At 36.0% G+C, this 11,966-nt stretch carries 9 protein-coding genes; 1 reads left to right on the forward strand and 8 read right to left on the reverse strand.

Annotated features, from left to right (window positions below):
• Positions 1 to 16: 16 nt before the first annotated feature.
• From PN497_RS11725 to PN497_RS11760, 8 genes are all read right to left on the reverse strand, one after another.
• Positions 17 to 1,438 (reverse strand): vWA domain-containing protein, encoded by a 1,422-nt coding sequence (locus PN497_RS11725; protein WP_272110201.1) that lies wholly within the window; start codon positions 1,436 to 1,438, stop codon positions 17 to 19.
• A gap of 4 nt (positions 1,439 to 1,442) precedes the next feature.
• Complete coding sequence (locus tag PN497_RS11730; RefSeq protein WP_272110203.1) at positions 1,443 to 2,711, reverse strand: hypothetical protein; 1,269 nt, start codon at positions 2,709 to 2,711, stop codon at positions 1,443 to 1,445.
• Positions 2,712 to 2,728: 17 nt separating this feature from the next.
• A complete protein-coding gene (locus PN497_RS11735; protein WP_272110205.1) occupies positions 2,729 to 3,766 on the reverse strand; it encodes a hypothetical protein in 1,038 nt (345 codons plus the stop codon).
• Positions 3,767 to 4,040: 274 nt separating this feature from the next.
• A complete protein-coding gene (locus PN497_RS11740) occupies positions 4,041 to 6,344 on the reverse strand; it encodes a hypothetical protein (protein ID WP_272110207.1) in 2,304 nt (767 codons plus the stop codon).
• Between the two features lie 468 nt (positions 6,345 to 6,812).
• Positions 6,813 to 7,688: a TRAFAC clade GTPase domain-containing protein gene (locus tag PN497_RS11745; RefSeq protein ID WP_096565420.1), complete on the reverse strand. Its 876-nt coding sequence runs from the start codon at positions 7,686 to 7,688 to the stop codon at positions 6,813 to 6,815.
• A complete protein-coding gene (locus PN497_RS11750; protein WP_096565418.1) occupies positions 7,681 to 8,505 on the reverse strand; it encodes a TRAFAC clade GTPase domain-containing protein in 825 nt (274 codons plus the stop codon). Before PN497_RS11750 ends, PN497_RS11745 begins: the two co-directional genes overlap by 8 nt.
• A gap of 74 nt (positions 8,506 to 8,579) precedes the next feature.
• On the reverse strand, positions 8,580 to 9,326 hold the full coding sequence (locus PN497_RS11755) for a hypothetical protein (RefSeq protein WP_096565416.1): 747 nt from the start codon (positions 9,324 to 9,326) through the stop codon (positions 8,580 to 8,582).
• 617 nt (positions 9,327 to 9,943) lie between these two features.
• On the reverse strand, positions 9,944 to 10,102 hold the full coding sequence (locus PN497_RS11760) for a hypothetical protein (protein ID WP_272110210.1): 159 nt from the start codon (positions 10,100 to 10,102) through the stop codon (positions 9,944 to 9,946).
• A gap of 31 nt (positions 10,103 to 10,133) precedes the next feature.
• On the opposite strand from PN497_RS11760, the gene ilvD reads away from it, so the two are divergent.
• Positions 10,134 to 11,828 carry a dihydroxy-acid dehydratase gene (ilvD, locus tag PN497_RS11765; protein ID WP_190347201.1) on the forward strand — a complete coding sequence of 565 codons (1,695 nt, stop codon included), beginning with the start codon at positions 10,134 to 10,136 and terminating at the stop codon, positions 11,826 to 11,828.
• Positions 11,829 to 11,966 lie beyond the last annotated feature (138 nt).

The following is an 11,966-nucleotide window of genomic DNA, read 5'->3' on the forward strand; positions in this document are numbered from 1 at the left end:
AATTCATTCTTTAAATTCATCTATTACCTTCTGCTTTGAGATATTTTCCCCAATAGTGAAAAGGAACTATCCCCCCTACAATAACGATAAATAACACCGTTATAACCATCATTAAACGAACTTCCCAAGGAAGCGATCGCCCAAACACAGGCATAATATATTCTACCTGTTTTGAATCCACAGATTTACCTTTTTCAGTTACCCTCACTTTAATATTATGTTTAGATCCTCGTTCTGCATTGGGTTGGGTATAGGTAATTTCATATTCTCCCAATAAAGCATTTAAAAATAATTGTAAGTTCTCTCCTATTGTTTCTGCATCACCAGAGAACTCCGCAATACCTCCCGTTAAATTGGCAATTTCCGCTAATCTTTTTTGGTCTACAAATTCCGCTTCAGGAACATTGATATCACCACGGGTAGCCGGTCTACCTAATTTATATTTTATACCTAATTCCTGTGGTGTCAATCCATAACCTAAAGTATGTACTGTAATGTTTTCATGATCTTTAAGTAACTTTTTTAAAGCCTCAAAATCAGCGTATTCATTCAGTGCATTATGATAACCATCAGACAAGAGAATTATTGATAGTCTTGGTTGTGGTTGGAAAGAATTTTCTGGTAATTTAAAACGCGAGTCTTTTTCATTACCTAAAAAATTCACAGCTTTGGTTAAAGGTTCATATAAATCTGTAGATGCACAGGGAGTTAAACCAGATAAATAATCTAGAAGATTTCCTAGTTTAACATCATCGGCTGATAGAAATTTATCTAAAGTTTCTTTATTCACAGGATATTCAGGACAATTATTGCCAGACTTACCAAAAGGAACTATAGAAATTTGTGTATTTCCTCCCCTCTCTCCAGAAATTTTAGTAAATTGCCGAATCGCCTTAATTGCACCAGTGACTTTTTTGATTCCCCTACTATCTACCTGATTCATACTACCACTAAAATCAAGTAAAACTATAATCCAAGCAGGAGGAGGTACACTTTCTTCTGGACTTTTCCAATCTTTAGGTTTAAATTGGACTGTCCGATTATCAACTGTTAATTTAAAATTAGTATCTTGTAAACCCATAACAGGTTTATCATTTTTATCTTTGACCTTAATTCTAACTGTTACTTTATCATTTTTAATTGTAGGACTACCCACAATTTCAGGTTCTTTAACTGCTGCTAAAGTAGGATTAAATGAAGCACCAAGTACCAACAAAAATACAGCTAAAGACTTACCAATCAAACAATTTTTAATCAACTCTTGTGGAACAGGCATCTTGCCTGTAATGCTGGTAATGCCTATAATTGATATGATTTGTTTACTGATAATTTTTGATTTTCGATGGGCGGGCAGGACTTGTATTGAGCTTGTCGAAGTATGTCCACCAGACAATATTTGATCATCTGGAAATTCTGTTGTAAATTCTGTTTTTACCATGTCTTTAAGCCTGGGGATCTAAAAAGCGGTTATAGTAGACAAAACGATAATATTTCTCTTCATTAATACCATCGACACTTGTTGTATAAAAAGTTAAAACATAATTATGTTTTAAAGGAATACTGCGTCGAGACTTCAACCTAGTTCCATTTACTTCTATCGCATAAAAAAACTGATGATCTGGAATGAGAGTAGCTGTCCTTTTTTCTAGCTTAATATCAGCAACATGGAGCGGTAGACCAGGAATAGAAATATGTGTATTTTCAACAGTGCAGCCTATTCTGATTGTACCATTACCAGGTAACTGAATTGATAAACCTTCTTCAATTTCATCATCATTAATATTGTCAGTTTCTGTGATAAATGATAGGTAAGACTTATCAATCGCAGGATAAGATTGATTGATATTTGGTATTGGTGGATTTTGAGCATCATTTTTAGACTCTACAGACTCTACAGACTCTACAGACTCTACAAATTCTCTAACATCATCCTCAGACTCTACAGACTCTACAGACTCTACAAATTCTCTAACATCATCCTCAGACTCTACAGACTCTACAGATTCTTTAACATCATCATTAAATTCTATATATTGTCGAGGAAAATTTTTAAATTCCACATATTCAAAACCTCTACCCGCCCGCAAAGCTGCAATATAACTAGGGGAGTTAGTGAGACTAAAAGCAGCACCTAATAAAAGACCTAAAATGCTAAAACCAATGGGATCTTCTATACCTTTAAATTCCGCCGGCATTGTCCCCCAACTTAATCGCATTATTTCAAACAAAACTGCTGCGGTAAAACTCGCACCAATACCAGCAAGAACGCTAGTTTTTAATCTTTGTTGAAAGCGTTTTTTACTTCCCGCTTCTATACTATACCACCACCAACTTAAACCTTCCGCAATACCTACAGAACTACCAATTAATAACCATCCTAATGTTCTGACTATAGGTGTAGGTACACGAATAATTGGCAAAAAGAGAATTTGGGAAATAATACCAGCGATTAAACCAGAAAGTGTACCTAATCCCAAGGCGATTAATAGGGGTTGTTTGGCAGTTTGCAAACTGCGTTTTGGTCTGGTAGGGTTGCTGATAAATATTTCATTTATCACCATACCAAATGCTAAGGAAATTGCTATACAGGGAAATAAGACAATTTCGGGAAATTGTGATAATAACCCTAAATCTGTGAGGAAAAATTGACCTATATTCCAGCCTAGTAAGGCTGATGTAATGCCGGCTATGATGTAAAGGTAGATTCTCATAAATTTTGTAACCTCGCTTAATTATTGTTTGAACCTGCGGCAATCAAGTAAATTACCACTAGTATAAAAAATACCCCGAAGTTTTGCAATGCAAAACCAAAAAAAGCTAAACAAATTGACGCATAAAAGAGAAATAATAAAACCTGAAATATCCATTTAATTACAGTTATTGTAATGGCAATGATTCCCAGAATAACAAATTTTAATACATTAAATATTATACCAGCCCAATCAATAATACCACGTTTGATATATGACATAAAGTCTATCATCTGCATGGACATTAACTCAATCTTTGTTGCTTTGCGTGTGATATACAAGCCATAAATAATAATGCCAGAATCACGATCTTTATAAGTTTGAGGATCCAGAGACATTTTTGATAAAATATTTTGAGGAACTTCGCCACAACTCACTTGATAAAAATATGCAGCTAATTTGTATTCTGCTAGTAATTCAAATAGTTTTGCCATCGGGTAATAATATGTTAGATTATTGCTTAAATTATTACTTATATCTGACAAATTATCCAGGTAATAATATGTTAGATTATTGCTTAAATTATTACTTATATCTGACAAATTATCCATCAGAGAATTTAGCATTTCAGATTTAGGAGTCACATTTAAACCATAGTTAATAATTTTCACATAATCTTGATAACAAACATTCCAAATACTACCTTCCATCTGAAAGAACGATGCTAAAATCTCAGGAGTGATTTGTTTTTTTAGTAACTTAATCATTAACAAATCAATGCCCTGAATAATTTTTTCTTTTATTTGTTCTTTGAGATATCCAGTAATTTTAGATTGCAACTCTAAAGACATCATTTGATTTTCATCAACTTTTTTACCAGGTTGAATATTCAACCATGCCAACAACTGCGGTAAAGTCTCTGGAAGAACCATCGCCCTTATTGTCATCAATCTTACCATTTGCGGACTGTAAATTTTTTCCTTGATTCCAATATCAGCACCTTCATTATTAAAGAGATTTTCCCAATATTCATCAGTAACTTGCTCATTTTCTACAGCTTTAACAATTTCCTCCACTGCTTCCGGTTTGACTTGGGAACTGTGGATTAATTTCCGAATCGCTAATTTTAGTGGTGTTTGTGTTTGTGAGTTCATGAAAGTTGTGAATATTGTGAATAGCGATTTTACAAAGGTGAGAAACCGGAAAATCCAGTCCTTTACAAGGGGAGGGTTAGGGTGGGGTAAAAGGGTAACACAAGCGATCGCGTTCATTATTTGTAATCCTTGAAATACCCTCCTTAGCCCCCCTTTGTAAAGGATTTAGCACTGCTAAACCCTGACCATAAATTAATTACAATTTTGCTTCAATATCTTCTCTCAATTTTTTATAAAGCTGAGAGTCTTTTGCATCAATAGCTTGGTTATTAGAATCATCTTTCTTAGGACAGAAAATCCACAAGAAACATTTAGGTTTTTCACCATTATTAACTGCGATTTTTTGATATGGTATTTGTTTATCAATTTGATAAATATAAATTGCTCTCACCCATTGCTGTTGAATCACTAAGTCTGTTGCTTTTTTATCAAGGGATAAATCTGTGTATTGAAGTTTAGATTCTCCTTCTGATATTGATTTTTCTAAAATTTCCTCTAGCTTCCTTGAGACTTGTTCTTTTATCTCGTTTTGATCTACTGGTGTTGATGTTGGTGTTGGTGTTGGTGTTGTTCGTGGTCGTCGTGTTGTTCGTGGTCGTCGTGTTGGTGTTGGTGTTGATGTTGGTGTTGGTGGGTTAATTTTTTGATTAACAACATCATTTACAATCGCTGGAATTAATTGCTTGATTTCACTAAAAGCATAAATGTCATTATCTACCAATATAACCTGACATTTTTTGTTACCTTCATCTTTGAAAGTCTTACTACACAAAGATTTTTCAATATCAGTTGCACTAGTATAAGATTGCCAAGTTTTTGTACCGATAAACCAACCACTAACTAAGATTACTAGGGAAAGAGGAACAACCAATCCAATTTTCATATCATACTCCACAATAAAAATAATAAAATCAAAGGCATGATCAATTAAATTCTTTTTTCGTACAAGACTTAAACCAAAAACAACAGATGAAGATCGGCGACGGTATGGTGCATCAGTTACTAGATCAAATAAATCTTTTTTGACTTCTCCCTCTTGGATTTGATAAAAATATGCAGCTAAATCATATTCTTTGAAATTTTCAAATAATTCAGCTAAAGGTTGATATCCTTCGATTATATAGAGTCTTTGTTGAATACCTTTCCAATTGTGTATTAACGTTTCCCAAATTTCCTTTTCACATTTCAAATTATTTTGCCATGAATCATTTTGAGTTTTAATTTGACTTTTAAGAACAGAATTTGGGTATAAGTTATTAGAATTAGAACAATGATCATGAATTAATTGTAAATCATATTTAATATCATTAAAAAATTCCTTTTGAGCATAAACCCAAGCACTACCTTCCATCGCTAACAACCAACTAAGACTATCTACGGATATTTTCTCATCTAATAACTTGGGTAATAGATATTTAATTCCTGCTGATAGTTGTTCTTTAGGGAATGATTTCCGAATAGCTTTTTGCAACTCTAAAGACATCATTTGATTTTCATCAAGTTTTTTACCAGGTTGAATCTTCAACCATGCCAAAAACTGCGGTAAAGTCTCTGGCAAAACCATCGCTCTTATTGTCATCAATCTTACCATTTGCGGACTGTAAATTTTTTGCTTGATCGCTTTATCCGCACCTTGACCATTAAATAAATTCTCCCAATATTCATCAGTAACTTCCTCATTTTCTACAGCTTTAACAATTTCCTCCACTGCTTCCGGTTTGACTTGGGAACTATTCATTAAACTGCGAATCCCGGCCTTTAACGCTGCTTCATCAAAATTAACTGCTGAAACAATCTGACCAGCATTAGCAATGGCTCGTGTTAGTCCGTCATAGGCTTTTTGTGATGCTGGTTGAATTATTTGGAAACGTTCTGGTTTTACCAGTGCTTCTACATTAAACGCCCAGGATACAGGTAAACCATTGTTATATGAATTAGATTTTCTAATAGCTAAACTGTTAAGAGTATATAAATCAATTTGCCGTTCTACTGGTAAAACTATCGGTTTTTGTTGTGCAAATGGTAAAGATTCATCTTCTTTTGTAGGATGAGGTGTAGGAATTTCTCCTGTAACTGTTGTAACTGTAAATAAATGAGGACTATCTTTAACATCTAAAGGGTTAAATCTTGGTTTTTGATTTTGTTCCCACCAAGCCAATATAAACCGTAAATAACTGTTATCTCCCTGACATAAAAAATAACGATAAAAAGCCGCACTGCGTCCCACTTCATCCTCTCCTCGTGTAACAACAGCGATTACACACCAAGCATCATCACCGCTTCCTACTACCCGCCCAATAATTGCCGGTTTTTCACTAGATGCACCTTCAGCTAAAGCAAATTCTTGATTAGCGATCGCCCTTTCTACAACTTGAGGAATAGGGTTAATAGTAGCGTTCATATATTGTCCCGTAAAACCAAGGGACACCCAACCATTATCGCGTTTTTGAATGTGAATACCTGTACTAAATTCGTGGATTTCAATGTTTGGTGAACTCATATTTTTTATCATGTTTTTTATTTTTACCTACAAGGAGAGAGGCTTTGAAATTTTGGTTTTAGTAGGGGCGAAGCATTCGGCTGATAACCTATCGCTAAAACCATTGATATTCTGTCCAAATGCTTCCCCCTTACGATAAAATTTTGGTTTTAGTAGGGGCGAAGCATTCGGCTGATAACCTATCGCTAAAACCATTGATATTCTGTCTGAATGCTTCGCCCTTACAATAAAATTTTGGTTTTAGTAGGGGCAAAGCATTCGGCTGATAACCTATCGCTAAAACCCTTGATATTCTGTCTGAATGCTTCGCCCTTACAATAAAATTTTGGTTTTAGTAGGGGCGAAGCATTCGGCTGATAACCTATCGTTGAAACCAGTTCATATTCCGTCCAAATGCTTCGCCCTTACAATTAATGAATCGGTGTTCTAGGAGAGGGTGAGGGTAAGATCAAAAATGGCTAACTTCTTTCATACATGATCTAACTCTGGATGACGTGAACCTTTAGCCAGCCAATAAATGGGCGCAACTAAACCAAAAGGCCGCCACAGTTTAGGATTTTTAATTACTGCTCTCACTCCTCCTCTACTCCTATTTAATAAGTTAACATTTGGTTCGGGATATTTATTACCCAACATCCCAAAAGCAGAAGCTGTAAAAAATTCTATCTCTCCTCCTCCCATTTGTTGCCAAGCTTGTAATTTTCGGCAAACTTGGGGAAACCGCGCTGATGCTAAAAATCCTGGTTTATCTCGATTTACCCATAAATCAGATTGTTCACATTTATTCAATACTAAGGCAATTCGGCGCTTACTGCCAGTGATATCATTCCGATCCAGTGCTAACAGCAATTTGTCTAAACCATTGGCATATTCTAAGTCTTTACGGCGACTGCTACCATCAACTAAAAACATAATACCATTAGCTTGTAAACAATCTTCTAAATATTCCTCTAACTGGGGATTTTGACTTTGATGTAATAAGTCACTAAAAAATTCTCCTGAATAGTCTCTAGAACTGATATTCAGGTTAAACAATGGAGAACCTATTTTTTTTTCTTTTAGACTTATTTGCAAAGTGCAATTTGTAACCTCTGAAATATTCTCTAACTTATTTGGTTCTAGTTGTAACCCTTGTTCTAAGATATTCTGAGCTTTATTGATCAAGTCTTCTCCACCTTCATCTACAGCAGTTACAGCTTGCACTAGACTGTTAGGATCAGCATTTGGCCACCGTGCTAAAGAAGCCATATATGTGGTTTTTCCAGAAGCGCGATCGCCTATCACTCGTAACACTACACTACTTTGTAATGGGGTCTGATTTTTACTTTTAAATAAATTAAGCATCTTCTTTCATCTTCTTACCTGTACTCAACCAATAAAGAGGGGAGATCATTCCATAGGGAGACCATTGTTCAGGTTCTCTTAAAACAGAATATCTGTTCTGTTTTCCTAATTCTTCTTTGCGATTTGGTCGTGGATCTGTACGGTGTAAAACCCCAAAGGTAGAAATAGCATAAAACTGTAGATTTTTACTAGGAATATTGTCTTTTAAAAATGTCAGGGTGTCTGGAAAATGAATGGCAAATAAATCATTTTCTGGATCTAACCTACCAGGCCACAGTTCGCCTCTTTCACATTTACTCATGGCTACTGCTAACCGTAAATCCTGTAATCTTTCTTGTTTATCCATTAAGTCTATGAACCTTTTGAAAACTCGTTTATAAAATTTATCTGTTCCTTGTTTCCACTCAGTTAACAAAATTAAACACCCTTGAGTATCTTTACTTAAACACTCATTCATAAATTCTTCATGGACTGGATCAGCAGATACAGATTCTAATTCTTTAAAAACTTCTCCTGGATAGTCACGGACAGCTAAATTAATTTTTTCTGGTTTTTGCCATTTTTTCTGGATTTCAATCAAAAATGAGTAAACTTTTAAATCATCAATGGTTGTAACCTTGGTCCGAGTAGGCTCTAAAGATGCACCTTCTACAATAATATTTTCTGCATTATCTGCTAATTCTTTGGTTTCGTCATTTAATGCTTGAACTTTAAAATTTTTCTTTCTCCAAGCTGCTTTACTTGGTTGATAAGCCAAAGCTGCTAAATAAGTAGTTTTTCCTGAAGCCTGTGGTCCAATTACGTGAATATTGCCCATATCACACCCTTGTAATGATTTTTCAAATCTTTGTTATCGTTGAATAATATCCATAATATCTACATGATTTACACCTATTTAGCCAAAAAACTACCTAAATAAATCCAAGGTAATTCTAATAGACTCCGATGGTAAATAGATGTAATGAAACACCGCACAGAACCGCCATCAATACCTTGATTTAATTTTTCTATCTGGGAATAAATCGGACGAAAATATTTTTGTAAAACATAACTATGTCGTTGTTGCCAGTTGAGGGAACTACCGTGGGGTTTATAAGCTAGTTTTCCTCCTTCTGTGGATAAATTACAAAATAAATCAGCTTTGTTCATACAAATAGCCAAATGTCTGACTTTTGGACATTGTTGATGGAAAAATGTTACCCATCTCTCAAAACGATTACACCATTGTTTCTGTGTGGGGAACTGTTCTACATCCACACCACTTTGAAAACTCATCCCCCGATGGGGTGGAATAATGAGTAATAGTCCTTCACTGTTGCGAATAGGATCTAAAAATTGAATCCACCGATCAGTATTATCTTTTTGCCAACTTTTCCGCCATACCTCCCCCCCTGTATCAACCCAATTTACTAAAACCTGCTTGTTCCCAGACGGTAGCCGCACATTCATATCTAAATAATATTGATATGGTGCTACTGCATCCGTGGGCTTGCCTTGGTAATTTTCATCCAGCAATAACAATCTCAGATTGTCATAATCGAGATTACTAACTTTGACATATTCACCATCGGGGTTGGCTAACTCTAGTGCTAGGTGAGTCTTGCCTGTTGCGCGATCGCCTATGTATACTACTCCCACACAGATTACTTTGATGACACTATATATATTTGAATCTAATTATACGATAATAGTTGTGACACAGTTTTGAAATGAAGTATATTTTTTTTATTTTTTTATTTTTTTTATTTTTTTTTGTGTAGCAGTTTGTTAAAAAAGTATAAAACAGAACTAATAATCTACGAGAAACTAACATCTCTACACTTGTTACATAAGTCATTACATAACTACGTAAAAGGTTTTTTAAGGTTTTTTAAAGCATCTCACCTTGTAAGGGAGAGGTTTTAATAGGAGTTAATTTATACCTAAAAAATTTTTTTTAACAATTTCTAAAGATTTGTAAACTAAGTAATTTAAAGTGATAAGCTGTTGTTCATTTAATTTGTATAAGTGGAACAGGCATCTTGCCTGTTAAACAAGAGTTCAGAATATTAGGATCATACAATTTAGCTGTGTAACAGCTTATAGCATGATTTTAATTACATTACTTCACGGAATAGCACTTTTAAAACATCGTTTAACTATAAAATCTAACTATAAAATCTAACTATAAAATTTAACTATAAAATCTAACTATAAAATCTAACTATAAAATCTAACTATAAGATTTAACTATAAAATTTATTTTACACGACTACTTATTTGATACATAAATAATCACCAATGATTAATAAGCCAATCATTAATAAATCAATAACTAAGAAACTAATAACCAATGACCACTTTTTGAGAGAATAAATATCTACAAAACCTACAAAACCTACAAAACGTACAAAACCTACAAAAATCGCCATCATAGCGATCATGGTACAGAAGGAATCAATAAAAATGGCAGAAAATTTAAGAAGTAAAGTAGTTACCCAAGGGGTGCAGCGATCGCCTAACCGGGCTATGTTACGGGCGGTTGGTTTCCAAGATGAAGATTTTAACAAAGCCATTGTCGGTATTGCCAATGGTTACAGCACCATCACCCCCTGTAATATGGGGATTAACAAACTCGCCCAAAGAGCAGAAATTGGTGTAAAAGAAGCGGGAGCAATGCCCCAGATTTTCGGTACTATTACCATCAGTGATGGCATTTCAATGGGAACAGAAGGAATGAAATATTCCCTAGTTTCCCGGGAAGTCATCGCCGATTCTATCGAAACCGCTTGTAGTGGGCAAAGTATGGACGGTGTGCTGGCTATTGGTGGTTGTGATAAAAATATGCCCGGTGCTATGTTAGCAATGGCACGCATGAACATCCCCGCCATATTTGTATATGGTGGCACAATCAAACCCGGAAAATATGACGGTAAAGACTTAACCGTTGTCAGTTCTTTTGAAGCAGTAGGTCAACACAGCGCCGGTAAAATTGATGAAAATGAACTATTCGCAGTAGAACGTAACGCTTGTCCCGGTGCTGGTTCTTGTGGAGGAATGTTCACAGCTAACACCATGTCCTCAGCTTTTGAAGCAATGGGCATGAGTATACCCTATTCCTCCACAATGGCCGCAGAAGATGAGGAAAAAGCCGAAAGTACCGCCAAATCAGCAGCCGTTTTAGTAGAAGCTATCCGTAAACAAATCTTACCCCGGCAAATTATCACCCGTAAATCTATAGAAAATGCCATTTCTGTGATTATGGCCGTGGGTGGTTCTACCAATGCAGTTTTACATTTTCTGGCGATCGCCCGTGCTGCTGGTGTAGAACTCACTTTAGACGACTTTGAAACCATTCGCGGCCGTGTTCCCGTCATCTGTGACTTAAAACCCAGTGGTAGATATGTAGCCACAGACTTACACAAAGCCGGTGGTATTCCCCAAGTCATGAAAATGCTCTTAGTTCATGGCCTGTTACATGGTGACTGTCTCACCATCTCAGGACAAACTGTAGCCGAAGTTTTAGCAGATATTCCTGACGAACCATCACCCGCTCAAGATGTGATCCGTCCTTGGAATAACCCCATGTACGCCCAAGGACACCTGGCTATTCTCAAAGGCAACCTGGCTACTGAAGGTGCAGTTGCCAAAATTACCGGAGTGAAAAAACCAGCCATTACCGGACCTGCGAGAGTATTTGAATCAGAAGAATCTTGTTTAGATGCCATTTTGGCAGGGAAAATCAAAGCTGGGGATGTGGTAATTGTCCGTTATGAAGGACCCAAAGGCGGTCCAGGAATGCGGGAAATGCTCGCTCCCACCTCTGCTATTATTGGTGCAGGTTTAGGTGACTCCGTGGGTTTAATCACCGATGGGCGTTTTTCCGGTGGTACTTACGGGATGGTAGTTGGTCACGTTGCCCCGGAAGCCGCAGTTGGTGGTAATATTGCCTTGGTAGAAGAAGGTGATAGCATTACCATTGACGCTAATGCGCGGTTATTACAGATCAATGTATCTGATGAAGAATTAGCCCGTCGTCGTGCCAACTGGCAACCCCGTCCACCCCGCTATACTAAAGGTGTGTTAGCTAAATATGCTAAACTCGTAGCCTCTAGTAGCGTTGGCGCAGTTACAGATTTAGATTTGTTCGATCATCATTAATTAGGGTTTGCTGAATAAACCTAAAACCTTGATATATCAAAGGTTAGAGGCTGATAAACACAGAAATTAGTGCAAGGGTTTTGAAGGGTATACCGGAAAAAGTGTGCATTTTTTGGGATTTCAAGAGATGGCAAAGAA

The organism is Sphaerospermopsis kisseleviana CS-549, from assembly GCF_028329225.1.
In the GTDB taxonomy this organism is placed as follows: domain Bacteria; phylum Cyanobacteriota; class Cyanobacteriia; order Cyanobacteriales; family Nostocaceae; genus Sphaerospermopsis; species Sphaerospermopsis kisseleviana.

Coding starts and splice junctions, on each gene's coding strand:
- PN497_RS11725 (WP_272110201.1), bottom strand. CDS start 1,438: ATGGTAAAAACAGAATTTACAACAGAATTTCCAGATGATCAAATATTG.
- PN497_RS11740 (WP_272110207.1), bottom strand. CDS start 6,344: ATGAGTTCACCAAACATTGAAATCCACGAATTTAGTACAGGTATTCAC.
- PN497_RS11745 (WP_096565420.1), bottom strand. CDS start 7,688: ATGCTTAATTTATTTAAAAGTAAAAATCAGACCCCATTACAAAGTAGT.
- ilvD (WP_190347201.1), top strand. CDS start 10,134: ATGGCAGAAAATTTAAGAAGTAAAGTAGTTACCCAAGGGGTGCAGCGA.
- PN497_RS11750 (WP_096565418.1), bottom strand. CDS start 8,505: ATGGGCAATATTCACGTAATTGGACCACAGGCTTCAGGAAAAACTACT.
- PN497_RS11730 (WP_272110203.1), bottom strand. CDS start 2,711: ATGAGAATCTACCTTTACATCATAGCCGGCATTACATCAGCCTTACTA.
- PN497_RS11760 (WP_272110210.1), bottom strand. CDS start 10,102: ATGATGGCGATTTTTGTAGGTTTTGTACGTTTTGTAGGTTTTGTAGGT.